General features: G+C 66.4%; 25 protein-coding genes. 17 read left to right on the top strand and 8 right to left on the bottom strand.

The annotated features are described in order from the left end of the window. Nucleotides 1–9: 9 nt before the first annotated feature. Entirely contained in the window at nucleotides 10–912 is a 903-nt protein-coding gene (locus tag ACX9OT_RS14170) for an ABC transporter ATP-binding protein (protein WP_459002589.1), read from the bottom strand. A gap of 129 nt (nucleotides 913–1,041) precedes the next feature. Then, nucleotides 1,042–2,073, bottom strand: a complete 1,032-nt coding sequence (locus tag ACX9OT_RS14165) for a LacI family DNA-binding transcriptional regulator (RefSeq protein ID WP_153856432.1) — start codon at nucleotides 2,071–2,073, stop codon at nucleotides 1,042–1,044. A 139-nt stretch (nucleotides 2,074–2,212) separates the two neighbouring features. Between ACX9OT_RS14165 and ACX9OT_RS14160 the strand changes: the two genes are divergently transcribed. The 6 genes from ACX9OT_RS14160 to ACX9OT_RS14135 all read left to right on the top strand — a co-directional run bounded on the left by ACX9OT_RS14160 (nucleotide 2,213) and on the right by ACX9OT_RS14135 (nucleotide 7,498). Further along, complete coding sequence (locus ACX9OT_RS14160) at nucleotides 2,213–2,608, top strand: hypothetical protein (protein ID WP_110711515.1); 396 nt, start codon at nucleotides 2,213–2,215, stop codon at nucleotides 2,606–2,608. A 170-nt stretch (nucleotides 2,609–2,778) separates the two neighbouring features. Further along, nucleotides 2,779–3,354, top strand: a complete 576-nt coding sequence (locus ACX9OT_RS14155) for a single-stranded DNA-binding protein (protein WP_010483495.1) — start codon at nucleotides 2,779–2,781, stop codon at nucleotides 3,352–3,354. Between the two features lie 201 nt (nucleotides 3,355–3,555). Beyond that, complete coding sequence (locus tag ACX9OT_RS14150; protein WP_459002586.1) at nucleotides 3,556–4,452, top strand: hydroxypyruvate isomerase family protein; 897 nt, start codon at nucleotides 3,556–3,558, stop codon at nucleotides 4,450–4,452. Between the two features lie 27 nt (nucleotides 4,453–4,479). After that, nucleotides 4,480–6,165 (top strand): GMC oxidoreductase, encoded by a 1,686-nt coding sequence (locus ACX9OT_RS14145; RefSeq protein ID WP_459002584.1) that lies wholly within the window; start codon nucleotides 4,480–4,482, stop codon nucleotides 6,163–6,165. Next, nucleotides 6,165–6,740, top strand: coding sequence for a gluconate 2-dehydrogenase subunit 3 family protein (locus tag ACX9OT_RS14140; protein ID WP_071227793.1), 576 nt, complete (start codon nucleotides 6,165–6,167; stop codon nucleotides 6,738–6,740). Before ACX9OT_RS14145 ends, ACX9OT_RS14140 begins: the two co-directional genes overlap by 1 nt. 14 nt (nucleotides 6,741–6,754) lie before the next feature. Then, a complete protein-coding gene (locus tag ACX9OT_RS14135; RefSeq protein ID WP_459002581.1) occupies nucleotides 6,755–7,498 on the top strand; it encodes a 3-keto-disaccharide hydrolase in 744 nt (247 codons plus the stop codon). 30 nt (nucleotides 7,499–7,528) lie between these two features. Here the strand turns inward: ACX9OT_RS14135 and ACX9OT_RS14130 are convergent, their stop codons facing one another. The 5 genes from ACX9OT_RS14130 to ACX9OT_RS14110 are packed head-to-tail and all read right to left on the bottom strand — an operon-like array spanning nucleotide 7,529 to nucleotide 12,161. After that, a complete protein-coding gene (locus ACX9OT_RS14130) occupies nucleotides 7,529–7,825 on the bottom strand; it encodes a c-type cytochrome (protein ID WP_032127645.1) in 297 nt (98 codons plus the stop codon). Nucleotides 7,826–7,843: 18 nt separating this feature from the next. Then, nucleotides 7,844–8,707, bottom strand: a complete 864-nt coding sequence (locus tag ACX9OT_RS14125) for a sugar phosphate isomerase/epimerase family protein (RefSeq protein WP_049398855.1) — start codon at nucleotides 8,705–8,707, stop codon at nucleotides 7,844–7,846. Nucleotides 8,708–8,726: 19 nt separating this feature from the next. Beyond that, nucleotides 8,727–9,851, bottom strand: a complete 1,125-nt coding sequence (locus ACX9OT_RS14120; RefSeq protein WP_107433642.1) for a Gfo/Idh/MocA family protein — start codon at nucleotides 9,849–9,851, stop codon at nucleotides 8,727–8,729. A gap of 12 nt (nucleotides 9,852–9,863) precedes the next feature. Then, nucleotides 9,864–11,081: a nucleoside permease gene (locus ACX9OT_RS14115; RefSeq protein WP_459002578.1), complete on the bottom strand. Its 1,218-nt coding sequence runs from the start codon at nucleotides 11,079–11,081 to the stop codon at nucleotides 9,864–9,866. Between the two features lie 27 nt (nucleotides 11,082–11,108). Further along, complete coding sequence (locus ACX9OT_RS14110; protein WP_459002577.1) at nucleotides 11,109–12,161, bottom strand: sugar phosphate isomerase/epimerase family protein; 1,053 nt, start codon at nucleotides 12,159–12,161, stop codon at nucleotides 11,109–11,111. A gap of 95 nt (nucleotides 12,162–12,256) precedes the next feature. Here ACX9OT_RS14110 and ACX9OT_RS14105 point away from each other — a divergent pair, with 95 nt between their 5' ends. Together ACX9OT_RS14105 and ACX9OT_RS14100 are read left to right on the top strand one after the other, a co-directional pair. After that, complete coding sequence (locus ACX9OT_RS14105; RefSeq protein ID WP_459002576.1) at nucleotides 12,257–13,264, top strand: LacI family DNA-binding transcriptional regulator; 1,008 nt, start codon at nucleotides 12,257–12,259, stop codon at nucleotides 13,262–13,264. A gap of 104 nt (nucleotides 13,265–13,368) precedes the next feature. Next, nucleotides 13,369–14,421: a sensor domain-containing diguanylate cyclase gene (locus ACX9OT_RS14100; RefSeq protein ID WP_459002574.1), complete on the top strand. Its 1,053-nt coding sequence runs from the start codon at nucleotides 13,369–13,371 to the stop codon at nucleotides 14,419–14,421. On the opposite strand, the gene ACX9OT_RS14095 is transcribed toward ACX9OT_RS14100, so the two are convergent. Further along, nucleotides 14,409–15,305, bottom strand: coding sequence for a LysR family transcriptional regulator (locus ACX9OT_RS14095; protein WP_459002572.1), 897 nt, complete (start codon nucleotides 15,303–15,305; stop codon nucleotides 14,409–14,411). The genes ACX9OT_RS14100 and ACX9OT_RS14095 overlap by 13 nt on opposite strands. A gap of 108 nt (nucleotides 15,306–15,413) precedes the next feature. Here ACX9OT_RS14095 and ACX9OT_RS14090 point away from each other — a divergent pair, with 108 nt between their 5' ends. The 9 genes from ACX9OT_RS14090 (at nucleotide 15,414) to ACX9OT_RS14050 (ending at nucleotide 23,522) form a co-directional block, all read left to right on the top strand. Next, a complete protein-coding gene (locus ACX9OT_RS14090) occupies nucleotides 15,414–16,262 on the top strand; it encodes an isocitrate lyase/PEP mutase family protein (RefSeq protein WP_459002570.1) in 849 nt (282 codons plus the stop codon). Between the two features lie 135 nt (nucleotides 16,263–16,397). Further along, entirely contained in the window at nucleotides 16,398–17,423 is a 1,026-nt protein-coding gene (locus ACX9OT_RS14085; protein WP_012510371.1) for an AI-2E family transporter, read from the top strand. 162 nt (nucleotides 17,424–17,585) lie between these two features. Then, nucleotides 17,586–19,328 carry a GGDEF domain-containing protein gene (locus tag ACX9OT_RS14080; protein ID WP_032127635.1) on the top strand — a complete coding sequence of 581 codons (1,743 nt, stop codon included), beginning with the start codon at nucleotides 17,586–17,588 and terminating at the stop codon, nucleotides 19,326–19,328. A 72-nt stretch (nucleotides 19,329–19,400) separates the two neighbouring features. Next, complete coding sequence (locus ACX9OT_RS14075) at nucleotides 19,401–19,838, top strand: hypothetical protein (protein ID WP_032127634.1); 438 nt, start codon at nucleotides 19,401–19,403, stop codon at nucleotides 19,836–19,838. Nucleotides 19,839–19,852: 14 nt separating this feature from the next. After that, on the top strand, nucleotides 19,853–20,356 hold the full coding sequence (locus ACX9OT_RS14070; RefSeq protein ID WP_458075032.1) for a GNAT family N-acetyltransferase: 504 nt from the start codon (nucleotides 19,853–19,855) through the stop codon (nucleotides 20,354–20,356). 128 nt (nucleotides 20,357–20,484) lie between these two features. Next, nucleotides 20,485–21,066, top strand: coding sequence for an NMCC_0638 family (lipo)protein (locus ACX9OT_RS14065; RefSeq protein WP_100437520.1), 582 nt, complete (start codon nucleotides 20,485–20,487; stop codon nucleotides 21,064–21,066). A 182-nt stretch (nucleotides 21,067–21,248) separates the two neighbouring features. After that, on the top strand, nucleotides 21,249–21,716 hold the full coding sequence (locus ACX9OT_RS14060) for a DUF2975 domain-containing protein (protein WP_049461809.1): 468 nt from the start codon (nucleotides 21,249–21,251) through the stop codon (nucleotides 21,714–21,716). After that, nucleotides 21,716–21,940 carry a helix-turn-helix domain-containing protein gene (locus ACX9OT_RS14055; RefSeq protein ID WP_459002567.1) on the top strand — a complete coding sequence of 75 codons (225 nt, stop codon included), beginning with the start codon at nucleotides 21,716–21,718 and terminating at the stop codon, nucleotides 21,938–21,940. The genes ACX9OT_RS14060 and ACX9OT_RS14055 overlap by 1 nt, the downstream gene beginning before the upstream one ends. Nucleotides 21,941–21,983: 43 nt before the next feature. Further along, on the top strand, nucleotides 21,984–23,522 hold the full coding sequence (locus ACX9OT_RS14050) for a TerC family protein (RefSeq protein WP_132809516.1): 1,539 nt from the start codon (nucleotides 21,984–21,986) through the stop codon (nucleotides 23,520–23,522). Nucleotides 23,523–23,595: the final 73 nt, after the last annotated feature.

The raw sequence follows: 23,595 nt of genomic DNA, 5'->3' as shown, positions 1-23,595 counted from the left end.
GTGCTCCGCTCAGGCTGCCGCGCGGGCACGGGCCTGCAGGCGCAGGCGCTGGAAGTACACGTCCTCGAGGTCGGGCGCCACGGCCGCAAAGCCGTCACCGGGGTCGTTGGTGCTGTGCACGTGGATCACCGGGCGGCCCCCCACCAGGCGGGTCGACAGCACGACATAGCGCGCTTCGTGGTCGGCCAGTTCCGAAGGATCGACCTGCTTGCGCCAGACCTGGTGCTGCAGGGCGTCGATGGCCTCGGCAGGGCGGCCGGTCAGCAGTACCTGGCCCTTGTTCATGATCGCCATCGTCGGGCACAGGTCGGTCACGTCCTCGACGATGTGGGTGGACAGGATCACTGCCACGTTCTCGCCGATCGCCGCCAGCAGGTTGAGGAAGCGGTTGCGCTCTTCCGGGTCGAGGCCGGCGGTGGGTTCATCGACGATCACCAGCCGCGGGTCTCCCAGCAGCGCCTGGGCGATGCCGAAGCGCTGGCGCATGCCGCCGGAGTACGTGCCCAGCTTGCGCTTGCGCGCGTCCCACAGATTCACCTGCTGCAGCAGCCCATCGACCACCTCGCGGCGCTGGGCGCGCTGGGTCAGGCCCTTGAGCACCGCGAAATGTTCCAGCAGGTCCAGCGCGCTGACTTTCGAGTACACGCCGAAATCCTGCGGCAGGTAGCCCAGCCGGCGGCGCACCGCGTCCTTGTCGCGTAGCACGTCGATCGACGCTTCGCCCGGAATGCTGAGCGTGGCCGTACCGCTGTCGGCTTCCTGCAGGGTGGACAGCGTGCGCATCAGCGACGACTTGCCGGCGCCGTTCGGGCCGAGCAGGCCGAACATGCCGCGCGGGATGTCCAGGGTGACGTTGTTGAGGGCATGCACGCCGTTGGCGTACGTCTTGGACAGCGAATCGATCTTCAGCATGCGACGTACACCTTTCCATGGGCGATGTCTGCGCGTTATCCGCGCATCAGCGTCCGTGCGCATCCGCCGTTGGTCATGGGGGGAGAATCCGGCCGTCGTGCGTTGGCAGGGGCGCCGGCCCTGCGGTGCCTACCCGCGCAGCGACGATTCCCGCACCACCAGCTTCACCGGGATGCTCTGGCTTTCCACCGGCTGCCGGCCGATCAATGCCAGCAGGCGCTCGACCAGCAGCTGTCCGGCCTGCTTGGTGTCCTGCTGCACGGTGGTCAGCGCCGGGGACACAGAGGCTGCCAGCGGAATGTCGTCGAACCCGGTCACCGCGACGTCCTGTGGCACCTGCAGGCCGGCCTCGCGCAGGGCCCGCATCGCGCCGATGGCGATCAGGTCGCTGGCCGCGCAGATGGCGTCGATCGGCGCGTTGCGAGCCAGCAGGGCCTGGCAGGCTTCCTGGCCCGACGCCTCGGTAGTGATCGCATCGTGCTGCAGCGCCGGCTCCGCAGCCAGGCCGTGTTCCTGCAGGGCCGCGACATGGCCGCGGTAGCGCTCCTGGAACTCGGGGTAGTGGCTGGAGGCATGACCGAGGAAGGCAATGCGGCGGCAGCCCTGCTGCAGCAGGTGGGTGGTGATGTCGTGCCCGCCCTGGAAGTTGTCGCTGCCGATCGACACGCCGGGCTGGCCGGGCAGGGCGGCGCCCCAGCGCACGAAGTGCGTGCCCTGTTCGACCAGCCGCTGCAGGCGGTCGCGCGATTCGTGGTAGTCGCCGTAGCCGAGCAGGATGATGCCATCGGCCTTGTTGCTGTCCTCGTAATCGGCCTGCCAGTCGGTGGACAGCTGCTGGAACGAGACCAGCAGGTCCTGCCCGTGCAGCGCGCAGGCGCGGGTGATCGAGCCCAGCATCGAATGGAAGAACGGGTTGATCAGCGAGTCGTCGTTGGTCGGGTCCTCGAAGAACAGCAGGGCCAGCGTGCCGGCATTGCGCAGGCGCAGGCTGGAGGCGTTCTTGTCGACCTTGTAGTTCAGCTCGCGGGCGATGCGCAGGATGCGCTCGCGGGTCTCGGCGTTGACCATCGGGCTGCCCCGCAGGGCCCGCGATACGGTCGGCTGGGAGACCCCGGCCAGGTGGGCGATGTCCAGGGAGGTGGCTTTGCCTTTGATGGTCATGGGCACGCGGGAGGGGGCAGGGTGGAAGGTGCCTGGGCATGATGCCATGCGGTGGCTGCTGGCCGTCCTGGCCGTCACTGCTTGTGGCCACGGTCGCGGTCGTGCGACGGTCAACACCATAGCCTGATGGAGCCAAGCGGTGACCTTTCGCCTGTACCCGGGTGTCCCCGACGATTTCGAGGCGCGGATCCGCATCCTTGCGCCGGAGGAGGGTGGGCGTCGCAGCCCGGCCCGGAACGGTATCCGCTGGGACTTCGCCTACGCCGATGACGCCGGGACACCCGAGCTGTTCATGATCTGGCCCGACTTCCGGCACGCTGAGGGCGACAGCTGGGCGACCGAGCTGCCGCTGCCGGTGGGAGAGTCCCTGTTGGCCGGCCTGACCGTGGTCAATGAGGTGCTGAGGGCGGGGCTGCACCGGGAGCGTATCCGGCCGGGCGTGCGCTTCCACTGCCATGAAGGGCCCAAGGTGGTGGCGGTGGGGGAGGTTACGCGGGTCACCGGCCTGCTGCTGGATCGCCCCCTGCTTCGTTGAGGCCGGTTCCGACCCGTATCGGCCGGATTCCCGACGGGCCGGGCGCGAAGGGAATGGTAAGATGCCTCGTTCCGATATCCCCCATTCGCAACCGTGGGAGGTCCAGCGTATCGGCACCCCGTCGGGTGTGCTATCACTGGTCCAGCCCCGGACAACGGAAGAATCCATCTATGGCGCGCGGCATCAACAAAGTCATCCTGGTCGGCAACCTCGGCAACGACCCGGACGTGAAGTACACCCAGAGCGGCATGGCGATCACCCGCATCAGCCTGGCCACCACCAGCGTCCGCAAGGACAAGGATGGCAACCAGCAGGAACGTACCGAATGGCACCGCGTGGTGTTCTTCGGCAAGCTCGGCGAGATCGCCGGCGAGTACCTGCGCAAGGGCAGCTCGGTCTACGTCGAAGGCAGCCTGCGCTACGACAAGTACACCGGCCAGGATGGCGTGGAGAAGTACTCCACCGACATCGTTGCCGATGAAATGCAGATGCTGGGCGGCCGTGGTGAAGGCGGCGGCGGTGGCGGTGGTGGCAACTACGGCGGCGATCGTCCGCAGCGCCAGCAGGCTCCGCGCCAGGAGTACGGCGGCGGTGGCGGCGGCCAGCGTGGCGGCCAGGGCGGTGGCTATGGCAACCAGGGCGGCAACCAGGGCGGCGGTTACGGCAACCAGGGTGGCAACCAGCGCCCGCAGCCGCAGCAGGCGCCGCCGATGGACGACTTTGCTGACGACGATATTCCGTTCTGATCGAACGCTCGTTCGCAGCAGAAAAGAAAGCCCCGCTCATGCGGGGCTTTTCTTTGTCCGCGATTCCCGCGGAGTTGTGCCCCGCAGCATCAGTTTTCGTGCACCGCGACTTGCAAACAGACAATTTCCTCCCCTATGGTGCAATCGATTGCATTGCTGTGAATCGTTGCGTTTGATACCGGTTGGGAGGCCGGCAGGTGGATGTCCATCCATTCGATCAGACCGGCTCCGGCGACGGGCCTCACGCGGCGCGATGCGTTGCGCATGGCCGTTGCTGGAGGCGTAGCTCTGGGTACTGCGGGAGCGTTGCCTGCATTCGCCGCCACCGCAGCGCTCAAGGGCAATTTGAAACATTCCGTTGCCCGCTGGACCTTCCCGCAGCTGTCGGTCGCCCAGCTCTGCGCGACGGTGAAGGAGATTGGTTTTGCCGCGATCGACCTGGTCGGCCCGGAAGACTGGCCCACGCTGAAGGCCAATGGCGTGTACAGCTCGATGTGCAACGGCGCGGAGCTGGGCCTGACCAAGGGCTTTGCCGGCCGCGAATTCCACGACCAGCTGGTGGAGCGCTACACGCAGCACATCGACCTGGTGGCTGACGCCGGCTACCGCAACCTGATCTGCTTCTCCGGTAATCGCAACGGCATGGACCCCGCCGAAGGCATGGCCAATGCCGAGGCCGGCCTCAAGCGCATCCTCGGGCATGCCGAGAAGCGCGGCGTCGTACTGGTGATGGAGCTGCTGAACTCCAAGGTCGACCATCGCGACTACCTGTGCGACCACTCCGCATGGGGTGTGGAGCTGTGCCAGCGGCTCGGCTCGGACAACTTCGGCCTGCTCTACGACATCTACCACATGCAGATCATGGAGGGCGACATCATCGCCACCATCGGCAAGCATCACGCCTGCTTCAAGCATTACCACACTGCAGGCGTGCCTGGCCGGAACGAGATCGGAGACCAGCAGGAGCTCCACTATCCGGCCATCTGCCGCGCGATCCGCGATACTGGTTTCAAGGGGTATCTGGCGCAGGAGTTCACGCCTGCGGCGCCCGATCCCGTTGCCTCATTGCGCGAGGCGATCCGCCTCTGCGACATCTGAAACGATATCCACCCAGGTGAGAAACCCATGGCAGATAATCACTACGACGCCATTGTTGTTGGCTCGGGAATCAGTGGCGGTTGGGCGGCGAAGGAGCTGACCGAAAAGGGCCTTAAGGTCCTGATGCTGGAACGCGGGCGCAACATCGAGCACGTCAAGGACTACGTCAATGCGATGAAGGAAGCGTGGGACTTCCCGCACCGCAACCGGCCAACGCAGGCGATGAAGGCCGACTTCCCGGTGCTGATGCGCGACTACGGACTGGCCGAGAACCTGGAAGGGATGTGGGCCAACGAACAGGACTCGCCCTACATCGAAACCAAGCGCTTCGACTGGTTCCGCGGCTACCACGTCGGTGGTCGCTCATTGTTGTGGGGCCGGCAGAGCTATCGCTTCTCCGACCTGGACTTCGAGGCGAACCTCAAGGATGGTATCGCCGCTGACTGGCCGATCCGCTACGCCGACATCGCGCCATGGTACGACCATGTGGAGAAATTCGCAGGTATCGCTGGTACGCGCGAAGGGCTGGACGTGTTGCCGGATGGTGAGTTCCTGCCGCCGATCCCGTTGAATATCGTCGAGAAGGACGTAGCTGCACGGATCAAGAAGGCCTTTGGCGGAACGCGCCATATGATCCACTCGCGCACCGCCAACATCACCAAGCCGATGCCCGAGCAGGGGCGCGTCAACTGCCAGTACCGCAACAAGTGCATCCTGGGTTGCCCTTTCGGCGCTTATTTTTCCACCCAGGCAGCGACACTGCCGGCGGCGATGAAGACCGGCAACCTGACCTTGCGGCCGTTCTCGATCGTCAAGGAAGTGCTCTACGACAAGGACCGCAAGCGTGCCCGCGGGGTGGAGGTGATCGACGCCGAGACCGGGCAGACCTATCAGTACATGGCCAAGGTCATCTTCCTCAACGCATCGTCCTTCAACTCGACCTGGCTGCTGATGAACTCGGCCACCGATGTGTGGGAGGGCGGGCTGGGCTCATCGTCGGGCGAGCTCGGGCACAACGTGATGGATCATCATTTCGGTGCAGGTGCCTCGGGCCGGGTCGAGGGCTACGAAGACAAGTATTACTTCGGGCGTCGCCCCTGCGGCTTCTACATTCCGCGTTTCCGCAACGTCGCGACCGACAAGCGCGGCTACCTGCGCGGGTTCGGCTACCAGGGCGGTGCCAGCCGCACCGGCTGGTCGCGCGAGATCGCCGAGCTGAACATCGGTGCCGATCTGAAGGAGGCGCTGACCGTGCCCGGTGACTGGCGCATCGGCATGACCGGGTTCGGCGAAATGCTGCCGCACCACGACAACACGATCCGCCTGGACCGCGACCGCAAGGACAAGTGGGGGCTGCCAGTGCTGGCGATGGACGTTGCCATGCGTGCCAACGAACTGGCGATGCGCAAGGACATGGCCGCCGATGCCGCCGAGATGCTGGAGGCGGCCGGCGTCAAGGACGTGAAGATGCACGACAACGATTACGCCCCGGGCAAGGGCATCCACGAAATGGGGACCGCGCGCATGGGACGTGATCGGAAGAGCTCGGTGCTGAACCAGCACAATCAGGTCTGGGATGCGCCCAATGTCTATGTGACCGACGGTGCCTGCATGACCTCCAGCGCCTGCGTGAATCCTTCGCTGACCTACATGGCGCTGACGGCCCGGGCCGCCGACCATGCGGTGCGCGAACTGAAAGCGGGGAACCTCTGATGGATCGCCGCGAACTTCTGAAAATGATCGTCGCCGCCACGGGGGCGGCCATGGTCGGCCTGCCTGCGCTCGTGCAAGGGCAGGCGCCGGCCGCCGCTGCGAAGCTCCATTTCTCCGACGCCGATGTCGGCACGCTGGACGAGATCGCCGAGACCATCCTGCCGCGGACCCGGACACCAGGGGCGAAAGACGCGGGCGCTGGTCTGTTCATGGCGACCTTCGTCAACGACTGCTACACCGCCCGGCAGCAGGCGACGTTCCGCGCAGGGCTGGCCGACATCGACAAACGCGCCGGCGGCCGCTTTGTGTCGCTCACGCCGGAAGCCCGCACCGAATTGCTGCGCACGCTGGACGCCGAAGCCAAGGCACGACATGCCGATGTGACTGAAACAGGTACGCCTGAGGAGGGCGAGGCGATGCCGCACTACTTCACGATGCTCAAGCAGCTGGCCATCTTCGGCTTCTTCACCTCCAAGGTCGGCGCGACCGGGGTGCTGCAGTACGTTGCCGTGCCGGGGCGCTACGACGGCGATCTTGCTTATGTTCCCGGCACGCCCGCCTGGGGGACCAGCTGATGGAGCGCAACAGGATGATCAAGCCGCTGCTGATTGCGGCCACCGTGCTGGCCGCCGCACCCGTGTTCGCGCAGAACGGTGCCGACGCCGCGCGCGATCCGAAGAAGACCGAGGTGTGGACGCCGGTGCCTGCGACCGTTGCCACGCCGCCAGGCAAGGCACCGTCCGACGCAATCGTGCTGTTCGATGGCAAGGATGTCTCCGCGTGGGAGTCGGAGCAGGGCGGAGGCGTGCCCTGGAAGGTTGCCGATGGCGCCATGACCGTCGTGCCCGGCAGCAAGGGCATTCGCACCAGGCAACGCTTCTGCGACGTCCAGCTGCATGTCGAGTGGCGCACGCCTACCGACACGAAGGGCTTCGACGGGCAGAACCGCGGCAACAGCGGCATCTTCCTGCAGGAGCTGTATGAGCTGCAGGTGCTCGACAGCTACAACAACCCGACCTATGCCAATGGCCAGGCGGGCTCGATCTACAAGCAGGCCATGCCGTTGGTGAACGCCTCGCGCGCACCGGGTGAGTGGCAGGCCTACGACATCCTCTGGAAGGCGCCGCGCTTCTCGCAGGGCGGTGGACTTGTGTCGCCCGCGCGCATCACGGTGCTGCACAACGGCGTGCTGGTGCAGGACGACACTGTGCTGGCGGGCAAGACCGAGTACATCGGCGCGCCTTCCTACGCGCCGCATGCGTGTGCGCCGCTCTATCTGCAGGAACATGACTCCAGGGTCAGCTACCGCAACATCTGGGTGCGCGAGCTGTAGGGGCACGCGGCCAGCGTGGTCGCCGGCCGCTTACTTCGCCAGGTAGCTGGCGATGTCGTTGATCTCCTGCTGTGACAGCTGGGAGAAGGGCGGCATCAGCCCACCGCCTTTGCTGATCTTTTCCTTGATCTGTGCGGGTGCCATGCGCTTGCCGATGTCGGTGAGCGCCGGGAATGCGCCCGGCATGCCCGCACGATCCGCACCATGGCAGGCCACGCAGTTCGCGGTGTAGAGCTTTGCACCCGCAGCCGGATCGTCCTTGCACCAGGCGGCCGTCGCAACGCTCATGCCACCCAGGGCCACCGCCATTGCCAGGATCATTTTCATGTGGGGCTCCTCGATGCGTCAGCGCCGCGCACGGGCGGGCACGTTGGTGGTCAGGTGTTCACGCAGATAGTCCGCACCGGTCTGGATGATCCTGGCCGGATCGCGTGGCTGGTCGTGCTCGATGATGTACCAATGCACGCCGGCGGCTGCCGCAGCAGGCAGGATCGCGTTCCAGTCCAGCACGCCCTGGCCCACCGCGGCGAATCCGCCTTCGTCCTGGGCCTGGCCCTTCGGTGCATTGTCCTTGGCGTGCACCGCGAATACGTGGCCGCGGAACTTTGCCAGCATCACTGCCGGGTCCAGGCCTGCACGCGCGACCCAGGCCAGGTCCAGCTCGGTCTGCAGGTCGGGACCGGCGGCGGCGAACAGCAGCTCCAGTCCGGTCCTGCCGTCGAAGTCGACCAGTTCGAAGTCGTGGTTGTGGTAGGCCAGGCGCATGCCCTTGCCGCGCACCTGTTTCGCGATCCGGCCCAGTTCCTGGCCCAGGGCGGTCCAGCCGGCGGCATCGCTCGGACGATCCTTCTTGTCCAGGTACGGCACCACCAGCGTCGTGTTGCCGATCGACCGGTTGAAGGTCACCACCCCATCCAGGTTGCTGCGCAGCTCGGCCAGTGGCACATGCGATGAAATTGCCTTGATCGAATACCGGTCCAGCAGCTGCTTGAGCTCGGCGGCGCTGGTGTTCTGCGTGCCGACCGTTTCCACCGCATGGACGCCAGCGTCGTGGACGATCTTCAGCTGCTGCTCGAGCGAGCCTGCATCGCGCAGGGTGTACATCTGTACCGCGATCGGCTTCTGCGTGCTGACAGCTTCGACTGCAAAAGCGGGCAGGGCAGCGAGCAGCAGAATGAGGCTTGCAGTTCCATGGACAAGGGCTTTCATCAACAGATCCTCCCGGGTTTCAACCGATGGTGGTCCAGGCACGCGACCTGGCTGATGCAATGACACGATCGACGATCTGCGCCGAGCGCAGGCCGTCCTTGAAGGTGGGCAGGCCCTGCGGCCGCTCGCCCTCGATGGCGCGATAGGTGTCGGCGACAAACGCTTCGAAGCACTGGGCGTAGCCCTGCGCGTGTCCGGCCGGCAGCACGGAAAGGCGGCGTTGATCGGCACTGCCGGCGCCTGGTCCGCGCACGAAGATCTCCTCGCGTTGGTCGGGCAGGCCGATCCACAGGCGCTCGGCGTCTTCCTGGTTGAAGGCCGCGCTGGCCTTGGCACCGTCGATCTCGAACCAGAGGCGGTTGTGGCGTCCGGCCGAGACCTGGCTGACCGTCAGAGATGCCAGCGTACCGGCGCCGGTCCTGAACATCGCCGCCGCTACGTCCTCGCTCGTTACCGCCTGCATTGCGCTGGCTGCGGTTGGCGTGCTGAAGCTCTGCCCGCTGACGGCGCCGCGCTCGGCGATGACCGTAGAGAACGCCGCGCTGACCTCGGCGAAGCGCTCGCCGCTGATCCATTCCACCAGGTCGCACCAGTGCGAGCCGATGTCGGCGAACACGCGCGATGCGCCACCCAGCGCCGGGTCCACGCGCCAGTTGTTGCTGGCCGGGTCCAGCAGCCAGTCCTGCAGATAGCTGCCGTGGATCAGGTGCAGTGGCCCCAGATCACCCTGCGCTATGCGTGCGCGCGCCTCGCGCACCACCGGGTGGTAGCGATAAACGAAAGGTACTGTGGCGACCAGCCCGGTTGAGGCGGCCAATGCTGCAAGGGCCTGCGCATCGTCCAGCGTGGTCGCCAGCGGTTTCTCGCAGATCACGTGCTTGCCGGCTTCCAGTGCTGCCTGCGCCATCGCGCGGTGCAGATGGTTGGGCGTGCAGACATGCACGACCTGCACCTGCGGATCGGCGATCACCTCCTCGATGTCCCGATAGGCGCGCGGGACATTCCACAGCTGCGCCATCTCACGCGCGCGCTGCGCTGACGAAGCGGCAACGCCGCGTACCTCGGCACCGGCGAGCAAGGCCGCACGGCGGTGCACGGCGCCGATCATGCCGGCGCCGACGATGGCGATTCCAAGCGTTGGCATCGGCTCGAATCCTCAGCGTGTGGAAGATGCGGCGGCCACGGCGGGCCGGTCGCGGAACAGCAGCAGGAAGGCGATCAGCACCACCAGCGCGACAGCGGCCGGGAACAGCCATATCTGCTGCCAGTCGGGGCCGGCCTCGGTGGTGAAGTGCTCCACCACCGCGCCGGACAGGAAGGTGCCGATCAGCATGCCCACGCCGTACGTGGCCAGGGTGATGAAGCCCTGCGCGCTGCTGCGCACGGCGGGGCCGGCATGGGCATCGGTGTAGATCTGGCCGGTGACGAAGAAGAAGTCGTAGCAGATGCCGTGCAGCACGATGCCGATCACCAGCAGCGGGAAGCCGCTGCCCGCATCGCCGAAGGCGAACAGGACGTAGCGCACCACCCAGGCCGCCATGCCGACCGCCAGCATCGTCTTGACGCCAAGGCGAACGAACAGGAACGGCATGGCCAGCATCAGCAGCACCTCGGAAACCTGGCCCAGCGACTGCAGGCCCGCGGCGCCGCGCACGCCCAGGTCGTTGAGATACGGATTGGTGAAGTTGTAGTAGAACGACAGCGGGATGCAGATGGCGATGGAGGCCAGGAAGAACACCAGGTAGGCGCGCGACTTCAGCAGCCGCAATGAATCCAGCCCGAGGATCTGCCCCAGCCCGGCATCGCGCTGCTGTGACAGTGGCGGCGTGTGCGGCAGGGTGAACGCATACAGGCCCAGTACCAGCGATGCCAGCGCCGCCATGCGGAACGTCAGTTCAAGCCGATGGGCCTGCTCCCACCCCAGCCAGCCGATCAGCACGCCTGCGACAATCCAGCCGATGCTGCCGGCCACGCGTACCAGCGGGAACTGTTTCTCGGGCGACTGCATGTGCCGCATCGCCACGCTGTTGGCCAGTGCCAGCGTGGGCATGAACAGCAGCATGTAGCCCATCACGCAGGCCGAGAACACACTGAAGCTGGTGGCGGTGGACGCCAGCCACATCAGTAGCGCGCCGGCCAGGTGCAGCACCGCGAGGATGCGCTGCGCGGCGAAGTAGCGATCGGCGATCAGGCCGACCAGGAACGGCGCCACGATCGCGCCGATCGACTGGCTGAGGAAGGCGGTGGCCACCTGGCTAGCGCTGGCCTGCAGCGGGCCCTGCACCAGGTACGTCCCGAGGGTCACGAACCACGCCCCCCAGATGAAGAACTGCAGAAACATCATCGCGCCCAGGCGCGACATGGCGTGCGACATGGCTTGCCCTCCCGGGGCGGTAATGGCTCAGATTCCCAGCATGCGGTGCAGTGATGCGGCGTCCGTGCCGCTGTCGGCGAAGTCATCGAAGGCGCGTTCGGTCACGCGGATGATGTGGTCGCGGATGAAGGCGGCACCCTCGCGTGCGCCGTCCTCCGGGTGCTTCAGGCAGCACTCCCATTCCAGTACCGCCCATCCGGGGAAGTCGTACTGGGCGAACTTGGAGAAGATCGCCTTGAAGTCGATCTGGCCGTCACCGGGCGAACGGAACCGGCCCGGACGATCGATCCAGTCCTGGTAGCCGCCATAGACGCCGCTGCTCGCGCTGGCGCGATACTCCGCGTCCTTGACGTGGAAGATGCCGATACGTGCGTGGTAGCGGTCGATGAAACCCAGGTAGTCCATCTGCTGCAGCAGCAGGTGGCTGGGGTCGTACAGGATCTTGGCGCGTGGGTGATGGTCCACCACGTCGAGGAAGCGCTCGAAGGTCGCGCCGTCGTGCAGGTCCTCACCCGGGTGGATCTCGAAGCACAGGTCCACGCCGCAGGCGTCGAACGCATCCAGGATCGGGCGCCAGCGGCGGCCGAGTTCGGCGAAGGCTTCTTCCACCAGTCCCGGTGGACGCTGCGGCCAGGGATAGAAATAGGGCCAGGCCAATGCGCCGGAGAACGTGGCATGCGCGGTCAGCCCCAGGCGCTGACTGGCTTTGGCGGCCAGCAGAAGCTGCTCGACTGCCCAAGCCTGGCGGGCAGCCGGATCGGCGCGCTTGTCCGCCGGCGCGAATCCGTCGAACAGGCTGTCGTAGGCCGGATGCACCGCGACCAGCTGCCCCTGCAGATGGGTGGACAGCTCGGTGATCTGCACGCCATGACCGGCCAGCATGCCGGCGACGTCGTCGCAGTACGCCTGGCTGCGCGCGGCCTCGGCCAGATCGAACAGGTGGGGCGCGCCGGTGGGGACTTGTACGCCAGAATAGCCCAGACCCGCGGCCCATCCGGCCAGGGTGTCCAGCCGATCAAAAGGAGCTGTGTCGCCGATGAACTGCGCCAGGAACAGCGCTGGACCCTTGAGCGTCTTCAACGTGATTCGCCCTCGATGCAATCGATTGCATTATCCTAGCAGGGGCTCACGCAGGACCTGTTGTGCACTGCACAGCAGACAGGAGAACTAACGCCATGGCCACCATCTACGACATCGCGAAGCACGTCGGCGTCTCCGCAGGCACGGTGTCGCGGGCGCTTTCCCGGCCGGACAAAGTGCTGCCGGCCACGCGCGCGCGCATCGAGCAGGCCGCTGCCGCACTCGGTTATGTGCCCAACACGGTGGCCCGCACGCTCAAGACCCAGCGCAGCGGCAAGATCCTGGTTACCGTCCCGGACATCGCCAATCCATTCTTCGCGCAGATCCTGCAGGGGGCGGAGGACGCCGCACAGGCGGTCGGCTATGCGGTCCTGCTGGGCGATACCCAGCATCAACCCGACCGCGAGGAGCGCTATGCGCAGATGCTCCGGCGCAACGAGGCCGACGGCATGATCGTGCTGGGGCACCGCCTGCCGCCCACGGCGCGCGAGATCGTCCAGCAGCGCGGTGCCGCCGCGCCGGTGATCAACGGCTGCGAGTTCGACCCCGCACTGGGCATTCCCAGCGTCCATATCGATAACGCCGCGGCCGCGCGCGTGGTGATGGAACATCTGTATGGGCTGGGACACGAGCGGATCGCCGTGGTCGGCGGACCGCCGGACAATCCGCTGCACCAGCAACGGCTGGAAGGGGTGCGGGCGGCTGGCAAGGCGCGTGGACGCCTGCGCCAGCTGAACATCGTGCCGGGTGACTTTTCGGTGGAATCCGGCCATGCGGCTGCCATGGCGCTGCTGGACGGCATGTCTGCACCAACGGCGATCTTCTGTTTCAGCGATCAGATGGCGCTGGGCACCCTGGCGGCCTGCCGCGATCTGGGCATCCGCGTGCCGGAGGACCTGTCCATCGTCGGCTTCGATGATCTGGCATCTTCCCGCTACCTCACGCCGCCGTTGACCACCATCCGGCAACCGATGGGGGAGATCGGTGAGCGCGCGGTCAACCTGCTGCTTGCCATCATCGAGCGCATGGATGTGCCGCTGCAGCAGACGCTGGATTTCAGCCTGATGCTGCGGGGTTCAACGGCGCCACCCAGGCGTGGGTGAGGCAGGGTAACCGCCGTGAATCCTTGATCCCGAATTGACGCAGAGGTGTCAGACTCACCACAGGCCGCCCGGCAAGGGCGTGCGATCGCGCAAGGGGGGCGGCAATGCCGTTCTTGACGGACTCGACGGAAGTCGCGGTCGAAGGCATCGGCGCGGCACGTCGCATCGGCTGGATGCGCTTCGTGGGCAATGGGCTGGGCGCGATTCCCATCGCCTCGATCATTCTTGAACGTCAGGACGGCCTGTGGGCCTGGGTGTTGCTGCTGCTCAACGCGCTGGCCTGGCCGGCGCTCGCGCTGGTACTGACCCAGCGCTCACGGCAGCCTGCGGTGGTCCAGTTCCGTTGCATGGTGGTTGATTCCTTCTTTGGCGGTGGCTGGATCGCCTTCATGGGGCTCAGCGTGGTACCCAGTGCGTTGTTCGCCGCGCTGCTGGTCGCCGACAAGATCGCCGCCGGTGGGGTGAAGCTGGCGGTACGGGCCACACTGGCACTGGTAGCGGGATTCGCGCTCACCTGGTGGGGCCTCGGGTTTCCTTACCAGCCGGTGTCATCGCAGCGCACGATCGTGCTCAGCGTGCCGTTCCTGTTCGTCTACGGCATCGGCCTCAGCATCCTCAGCTGGCAGCTGGCGCGGCGGGTGAAATCGCAGAACCGCCAGTTGAAGCGGCTGAGCCGCATGGACCCGCTGGTGGAGCTGGCCAACCGCGGCTTCCTGATCGTCCGTGCGCAGCAGGCACTGGACAAGGCGCAGGGGCAGGGTGGTTTTGCCTGCCTGCTGATGCTTGATGTGGATGACTTCAAGCGCATCAATGACTCGCACGGTCATCGCGCCGGGGACGAAGTGCTGCGCCATATCGCCTCCACCTTGCGCGCCTTCGCCCGGCCTGGCGATACCCCTGCGCGGCTGGGAGGCGACGAGTTCGTCGTGCTGCTGCAGGACTGTGCGCCCGTCGATGCGATGCATGTGGCAGAGCGGGTTCGGCTGCAACTTCTGGAGGCAGCACGGCAGGCAACCCCGGGCATCGAGTTCAGCGTCAGCATCGGAATCGCGGCGACGCCGCGCGGTGGCAGCGTCGAGGACTGGCTGGCACTGGCCGACCGCGCGCTGTACCACGCCAAGCGCCAGGGCAAGAACAACGCCAGCTATGGCGAATGAGGTGTTGCCAGGTCTCTGGCGCAGGCCAGCATCTGGGCGGCCGTTGCCGGAGGCTTGCAGCGCACCGCCAACTGCAGCGTAGTGGTCGGCATGCCCAGTTCCAGCGCAACAAAAGCCAGGCCGCTGCGGTGCATGCTCTGCATCGAGGCCGGCACGATGGCGATGCCCAGGCCGGCAGCGGCAAGGTTGATCGCCGAAGCCACCTGCGGCGCTTCCTGCTGGATGGTAGGCGCAAAGCCCTGGCTGCGGCAGGCAGCGACGACGTCTGCACTCAGGCCCTGGCCCGATTTCCGCGAGAACAGGATGAAGCGCTCGTCGCGCAGCTCGATCAGCGCGATGCTCGTCCGGCACGCCAACGGGTGATCGGCCGGCAGTACTGCCACCAGTGGCTCGGCACTGAGTTGCTGTGTCATCCGTTCACCGGTATCGGAAAACGGCGGGCGCACGATCACTGCATCGAGCTCGCCATCATCGAGGCGCTGGACCAGCGATTCACTGCCATCTTCGACCAGCTGCACCTGCACCGCCGGATGTGCCCGCTGGAAGCTGCGCATCAGCGCGGTGACCGCCTCGTTGTAGGTCGCCGATTCGGTCAGCCCCAATGTCAACGTGCCGACCTCGCCGCGTGCGGCGCGCAACGCCTCCTCCTTGGCCTGGTCGACGCGCGCGAGGATGTCCTCCGCGGCTTTCCAGAATACCTGGCCAGCATCGCTGAGCACGATGCCGCGTCCCTGCCGGTGGAACAGCGGTGTGCCGATCTCTTCCTCCAGGGCGCGGATCTGCTGCCCGAGCGGCGGCTGGGCGATATGCAGGGCCTCGGCGGCCTTGGTGAAGCTCTGCAGCTGGGCAGTCATGACGAAGTAGCGCAGGTGCCGCAGTTCCATTGGAACCTCAAACGTTCTGGTGCTGTACGAACACGGTATTGGACGGTCGCCGCTGGCGGCAACATCATCGGTATCCCACGGCAGATGTCCAACGACAAGGGAGACCACATGAAAAAGACACGTCAGTTGCGCGATCTGCTCCGCCAGGGCAGCGTGATTGCGCCAGGTGCATTCGATGGATTGTCGGCACGCCTGGTGGAGCTGGCCGGCTTCGATGCGGTGTATGCCAGCGGCGGCGCCATCGCGCGTTCGGCCGGCGTGCCGGACATCGGCCTGCTCGGCCTCAGCGAAGTGCTTGCGCAGGTTGAACGGATCGTCGATGCCTGCGATCTGCCGGTGATCGCCGACGCTGACACCGGCTTCGGCGGCACCGCGAATGTTGAACGCACGGTGCGCGCGTTCGAAAGGGCAGGCGTTGCCGCCCTGCATATCGAGGACCAGGCCTTCCCCAAGCGTTGCGGACACCTGGATGACAAGACGCTGGTCGACGCGGGCGAGATGTGCACGAAGATCCGTGTCGCCTGCCAGTCGCGGATCGACCCGGAGCTGATGATCATCGCGCGTACCGATGCCATCGCCTGCGAAGGCCTGGATGCGGCGATCGAACGGGCGCAGGCCTATGTGGACGCGGGCGCGGACATGATCTTCGTCGAGGCACCGGAAACGCTGGAGCAGATCGAGGTGATTTCGCAGCAGGTTCCCGGGCCGAAGCTGATCAACATGTTCCACAGCGGCAAGACGCCGCTGGTGCCGGTGGCGCGGCTGGCCGAACTCGATTACCGGCTGGTGATCATTCCCTCGGACCTGCAGCGCGCTGCGATCCGGGCCATGCAGCGCACCCTGCAGGAGATCGCAGCGACTGGCGACAGCGGGCGTGTTGCCGGCGAGCTGGCCAGCTTCGGCGAGCGTGAGACGATCGTGTGCACGGCGCGGTATCTGGCACTGGACCGGGTGTGATCCGGGCGTGATTGCGGACGTGCCGATGGACGGAGAAGGGGTGGCGGAATCCGCGTGCGTTGCCTGTTCATCCTGCACCCGGAATCATCGCCGCCAATCCTCTACCATGGGCCACCCTGCCCGGACGTGCCGCCCATGCAAGACGCCCTCGTTGCCCAGCCCAAGCCCCCCGTCCCGAGGATCGCGGCCTGGCTGATGATGCTGCTGGGCATGTGGCTGGCGTTGAAGCTGGGCCTGGTGGTGACCCTGCTGTCGGGCCTGCTGGTGTTCCAGCTGACCCACCTGCTGGCCTCCACCGTGGAGGGCAAGCTGCCGCCAGGCCGGGCGCGGGCGATCGCGGTGATCGTGCTGTCAGCGGTGATCATCAGCGCGCTGGTGCTGGCCGGGATCGGCGTGGCGTCATTTTTCCGCAACGAGACCGGTGGACCGGACGCATTGCTGGCGCGGCTGATGGAGATCCTCAATTCGTCGCGGCACCAGGTGCCGGCGCTGCTGCAGCCGTACATCCCCGAGGACATGCCGGCGCTGCGCACGGCACTGAACGACTGGGCCGCCGAGCATCAGCGCCAGCTGGGCGTGGCCGGTACCTCGGTGGTGCAGGTGGGCGTACGCGTACTGATCGGTATGGTGCTGGGCGCGATGATCGCGCTGTATGACGAACTGCCGCTGCCGAAGATGGGCCCGCTGGCGCAGGAGCTGATCGGCCGCACCAGCCGCCTGGCCACTGCGTTCCGCCAGGTGGTGTTCGCGCAGGTGAAGATCTCGCTGCTCAACACCGTGTTCACCGCCATCTTCCTGCTGGGCGTGCTGCCGTTGTTCGGCGTGCACCTGCCACTGTCCAAGACCCTGGTACTGATCACCTTCATCGCCGGCCTGCTGCCGGTGGTGGGCAACATCATTTCCAACACCATCATCACCATCGTCGCGCTGTCGGTCTCGTTCTACGTGGCCGTGGCGGCGCTGCTGTACCTGATCGTGATCCACAAGCTGGAGTACTTCCTCAATGCGCGCATCGTTGGCGGCGAAATCCAGGCCCGCGCCTGGGAGCTGCTGTTGGCGATGCTGGTGATGGAAGCGGCGTTCGGCCTGCCCGGCCTGGTAGCGGCGCCGGTGTTCTACGCCTACGTGAAGCGCGAACTGGTCGACCAGCGCTGGATCTAGTACGGCAGGGTGTGACGCATTCGCCCCAGCCCGGCGCGGGGTGAGACCTTGCCGGCGCGTTCGCGGTGGCTGCGGTATACCCATGGTCACGGTTCGCGCGGCACTGGCTTGGCGCTGCCGGGACCGGCGGCTACAGTGATCCGCACTTCAGGGGAAATTTGCATGGCCGGCAAGGCATCGCCCATCGGACTGCGGACCTGGGTCTGGATCCTGGCGGGGTCGTTCGTGGTCTGTACGCTGCCGTTGATGGCCATCGCGCTGGTCCAGGGCACGCTGCGCTACAGCGCTGCCGAGGACAACCTGGTCAGCCTGCGCCAGCTGCGCCAGACCTTCGACCTGGCCAACCTGGTCTCGGCCGAACGCGGCCCGGCCAACAGCCTGCTCGGTGCCGACCCGGCCGATGCCAGCGAGCATGCGCGGCTTACGCTGCAGCTGGCGGTGGTGCGCAGGCGTGTGGACACCGCGCTGCAGCAGCTGGATGCCGTGTTCACGGCTGATCCGGGCGTGGTGGATGAGCATGGGATGCTGGCAGACGCGCAACGTCGCCTGCAGTCGGCACGCGCGGGCGTGGACCGGGTGGCAGCGCAGCCGCGCGACGCACGACGCGTCGAAGACGTGGAGCGCGCGATCAGCGGCATGTTTGCCGTGGTCGACCGCCTGCACCTGCTGACCTCGGCACAGATCAACGTACTGGTCCGGGCCGACCGCGAAGCGGCGATTCCAGCCATGCAGGGCCAGGTGCTGATCGACCTGCGCGAGCACGGCGGGCGGCTGGCCTCCAACGTGATGGCGCCGGTGGCGGTCCCCGGTGCCTGGCGCAACGAACAGGTGCGCGCGGCGCTGCAGACCGAGGGCCGCCTGCTGGAACTGTGGCGGCTGGCCGGCAGCCACGAATCGGTGTTCCGCAGTGATCCGACGCTGTCCTGGCATTGGGATATGGCGCGCCGGCAGTTCTTCGGCGAGTCACTGCCGATGATCGAACAGCTGATCGACGACGGACGGCGTGGCCTGCCGCCGCCGTGGACCGCTGCCGAGTTCACCACGCGCTACGTGCCGACCCTGCAGTCGCTTGAGGCGCTGCGTGACGGTTACCTGAGTGTGTCCATCGCCAGGTTCGAGCACACCCGCAACCGGGAGGCCACGCGGCTGGCGGTACTTCTGGCCACCGCGCTGGGAACCCTGGTGGTACTGGGTGTGGCGCTGCGTATCGCGCATCTGCAGATCCTGCGGCCTCTGCTGCAGGCACAACGGCAGGTGATCCAGATTGCCTCCGAAGCGCCGGGGCCCGAGCAGCATGTCACCCATCCGCTGGCCGAGATGCAGCGCCTGTTCGATGCGATTGAAGTGCTGCGCGAGAAGTCGCGCGAACGCTCGGCGCTGACCAGCGAGCTGCGCCAGCTGGCCGGCACCGATGAATTGACCGGACTGCTGAACCGTCGCGCGCTGGAGGAACTGGTGCAGCAGCGCCACGACGAGGGGCGGATGAGCGCAGTGGTGATCCTGCTGGACGTTGATCGCTTCAAATCGATCAATGATGGTCATGGCCACGATGCGGGTGATGAAGTGCTGGTACAGGTGGCGCAACTGCTGCAGCGCCATCTTCGCCGCAGCGACAGCATTTCCCGCTATGGTGGCGAGGAGTTCCTGGTGCTGCTGGCCGACGGTGACCTGGCCGCTGGCCGACAGCTGGCCGAATCGCTGCGGCTTGCGCTGCAGCAGCTGGACATCGTGGTGGCCGGCGGTACCGTGCTGCGGGTGACCGCCAGCTTCGGCGTGGCCCGCGGTGCTACCGACGCCTTGGGCTGGCGGACCCTGCTGCGTGCCGCCGATGCGGCCATGTACCAGGCCAAGGCGCAGGGCCGCGACCGCGTGCGGGTCGCCGGTGGTGGGCGCATTCCACGCTGAAACATCATGTTCATCGCTGGCGCACGCATGGCTGCCTAGACTGGACCTTCGACCATCTGGCAGGAGTGCATCATGACCGTTCGCCCCGTCGTTGCTGCAGCGCTGCTGGCCGGGATGCTGGCCGGCTGTACCTCCACTTCGTCGCAGACCGCTGCGGATGCGCCACGCCACCCCTCCGTTGCCGCCGACCTGAGCCCGGTGCCGGCCTTCACCGGCGGCGGTGCGGGTTGGAGCATCGAGATCGCCTCCACCGGCCAGGGCAACCACGATGCCAGCCTCAGCGCTGACGGCCGCACCCACAAGGGCACGCTGCGCTATCCGGGGCAGCCGGCCGATGCACCGAGCTCGCTGATCGTGCTCAACGGCGAGCTTGGCCAGCAGCCCGCCATCGTCGAGATCAAGCGTGAGTCGTGCCGCACTGCCGAAGGTGTGGATACCCTGGCCAGCGTGCAGGTGACGATGGAAGGGCAGCCACAGCGCCGCGGTTGTGGCCACCTGGCCGTGTACTGATCCTGTGCGCCGTCGTGCTTGAGATTCCAACCCTGCACACCGTGCGCCTGCGGCTGCGTCCACAGCAGCTGGATGACTTCGGCGTCTATGCCGCGTTCCTGGCCTCGCAGCGTGCGCGGGGCATGGGCGGGCCGTTCGGTGAGGTGGCGGCGTGGGGGCAGTTCTGCCATGACCTCGCCAGCTGGCATCTGTTCGGCCATGGCGCGTTGATGATCGAGCGCAGTGACACCCGTGCCTGTATCGGCCAGGTCGGGATCAATCATGGCCCGCTGTTTCCTGAAAAGGAGCTGGGCTGGTTGCTGTACGACGGCCATGAAGGGCAGGGCTTTGCCACTGAAGCGGCCGGTGCACTACGCGATTGGGCGTTCGTGGTGGTGCGGCTGCCGACGCTGGTCAGCTACATGGCGCCGGACAACCTGGCATCGCAGGCCGTCGCGCGGCGCCTGGGCGGGGTGCTGGATGCGAACGCCGCGCGCAGCGATGCGGATGATCTGGTCTACCGCTACAGCACCCGGTAGTGCCGGCCGCTGGCCGGCATCATCGGTGCACCCGGGGGCGTCATCTACGCATGTCAAGCCATGACCCATTGCGCGTGGCGCCCGGGCTTTGCCATCCTCCCTGCTGTTTTCCGTAGCGTGGAATCCCGATGCGTCCTGTGTTCTGGCTGGCTTTGGCCCTGCTGCCCACCCTGGCGGTGGCGCAACCCGCGCGTATTGCCAAGACCAAGGCTCCGGCGCAGGATCCCTTCAGCGAGCTGTTCGATACTGCCTGCATGCAGCACATCGGTGCCCCGGCGCGGTTGCAGTCGCTGATGGAATCCAATGGGCTGTCGCCGTTGCAGCCCGCCGAAGCCGCGACGCTGTTGCAGGGGCAATCGGGCGTGGCCTGGATGGTGCCTCTGGCCAGTGGCCGCTATGCGGTGAGCTGGGCTGACGATGGCACGTGTACGGTCTACGCCGAAAAGGCCGACGCGGCGGTCGTGCAGAAGGGATTCGCCCGGTTGGTGCAGGCCGCACCGAAGCCGTTGCAGGTGCGGTCGCTGCCAGGGCGTGGGCCGCTGTCGGCCGATCAGGTGGCCATCCAGTACGGCTGGGCCACGCCGGGGCAGGGCAAGCTGCAGGTGCGATTCCGCCTGGTCACACGGCAGGCGGCCGAAGCCGGCGTGCAGGCGATGGCCTCGGCGGCCCCGGGCGAAGCGATGCTGGCGCAGGGCGCGCCTGGGCCCTGAAGGGCCCACGCTCGCGATTCAGCCTTTCACGCGGCAAGTGGTATATCGTTTATCGATAAATCCACCCGGGGCGGCGAGGCCACCCCAATGCCGGAGGCCGCTTGACCGCTCGTCCCGCCCGCGCCAGACCCGCGCGAGGCTTGTTCACCCTGGCCCAGGCCGCCGTACAGGCGGTGCGGGCGATGTGCTGGCTGGGCATCTTGGCCGCACTGCTGGCCGTGCCGCTGGTCGCCCACGACCGCAGCTGGCTGCTCGACAGCATGCACGACGCTGATGCTGCTGCCGTGCATGGCAGCGACCTGTTCCTGCATTTCTGCCTGGGCCTGGGCGCGATCGTCGCGCTGCTGGTGCTGTGCCTGATGTTCCTGCGCCACCTGCTGCGGCTGTTGAAGTCGGCGGCGCGCGAGCGGCCGTTCACCCACGCCAATGCACAGCGCCTGCAGCGCATGGCCTGGCTGATGCTGTCGATGGAGGTGCTGTCGATCCTGATCGGCGCCTACGCCGCCTGGATGGGCCCGGACTTCACCTGGATGGAGGTGGGCGGCGGCATGTCGATCACCGGTCTGGTCGCGGTGCTGATGCTGTTCGTGCTGGCACGCGTATTTGCCGTGGGTGCGGCAATGCGCGATGACCTCGACGGTGTCATCTGATGGCGATTGTCATCACCCTGAACCGCATGCTGCAGGAACGGGGCATGACCCTGTCCGAGCTGGCCGGGCGCATCGACATCACCCTGGCCAACCTGTCGATCCTGAAAACCGGCAAGGCGCGCGCCATCCGCTTTTCCACACTTGATGCGATCTGCCGTGAGCTGCAGTGCACGCCCGGTGACCTGCTCGGGCATGACCCGGCGCAGGCGCAGGAGGCTGACTGAGTGTTTCCCCTTTTCCCTTACCTACTGACGAAACGGACCTGAAATGGAATGGTTGGCTGACCCCTCGATATGGATGGGCCTTGCAACCCTGGTCGTGCTGGAGATCGTTCTCGGCATCGACAACCTGGTGTTCATCGCGATCCTGGCCGACAAACTGCCGCCGCACCAGCGTGACCGCGCGCGGGTGATCGGCCTGGCGCTGGCCTTGCTGATGCGGCTGGTGCTGCTGGCGGCGTTGGCGTGGATCATGAAACTGACCGAGCCGCTGCTCACGCTGTTCGACCACAGCTTCTCCGGGCGTGACCTGATCCTGCTGGGCGGTGGTCTGTTCCTGCTGTTCAAGGGCACGATGGAACTGCACGAGCGGCTGGAGGGCCGCGAGCATCACGAGGATGGCAAGAAGGTCTACGCCAGCTTCGCGATGGTGGTGGCTCAGATCGTGGTGCTCGATGCGGTGTTCTCGCTGGACTCGGTGATCACCGCAGTTGGTATGGTCGACAACCTGGGCGTGATGTATGCCGCGGTGACCATCGCGATGGTGCTGATGCTGGTGGCCAGCAAGCCACTGACCCGCTTCGTGAACAAGCATCCCACGGTGGTGGTGCTGTGCCTGGGCTTCCTGTTGATGATCGGTTTCAGCCTGGTGGCCGAAGGCCTGGGCTACAAGATCCCGAAGGGTTATCTGTACGCGGCGATCGCCTTCTCGATCCTGGTTGAAGCCTTCAACCAGTGGGTGCGCTTCAATCGCGAGCGCAACGAGCGTCGCCAGCCGTTCCGTCAACGTACTGCCGACGCCGTACTGAGGATGCTCGGCGCGCGGCCGGCCAACGGCCATCACGACGAAGAGGCCAGCGAGCAGGTGGATGCTGAAGAGCGCCTGCAGCCGGCCGAGCACGAGATGATCCGCAGCGTGCTGGGCCTGGCTGATCGCCCGGTGTCGAGCGTGATGACCGTGCGTGCCGACGTGCAGTGGATCGACCTGGCGCGTGGGCAGGAGGATGTGGTGGCACGCCTGGTGGCATCGCCGCATACCCGCCTGCTGGTGGGTGATGGCGACCTGGACAGCCTGCGCGGCGTGGTGCAGAGCCGCGACCTGCTGGCCGACCTGCTGCAGGGCAGGCCGCTGCAGCTGGAGGGCAACCTGCGCGAGCCGCAGTACGTGCTGTCCAGCGCCAGCGCACTGCAGGCGCTGGAACTGATCCGCCAGCACCCGGTGCCGTTGGCGGTGGCGGTGGACGAGTACGGCAGTGTGGAAGGCCTGGTGACCGCCAACGATCTGCTGGCGGCCATTGCCGGTGACCTGGTCGACACCCAGGACGAGCGCTATGGCGTGGAGGCGCAGGGCGAGAACCAGTGGGAGGCCGACGGTGCGCTGACCCTGGACGACCTGCAGCGCCTGGCCGGCGTGTCGCTGCCGCGCAGTGCCGACTACATGACCATCTCCGGACTGGTACTGGAGCAGTTGGGTCGCCTGCCGGACATCGGTGACACGGTGGAGATTGCGGATGTACGCATCACCGTACTGGCAATGGAGAAGCGTCGCATCGCCCGCCTGCGGGTGGAACGCATCGGGCTTTCGTAGAGTCGAGATCCTATGTTCGTGGTCAAGCCTGCTGGAAGCAGGCTTGACCCACCTTCAGCATGGCCGGATCGAA

The organism is Stenotrophomonas genospecies 3 (genome assembly GCF_054473855.1).
The sequence above is the reverse complement of the archived record's forward strand: the minus strand, read 5'-3'. Positions and strand labels throughout refer to the sequence as shown.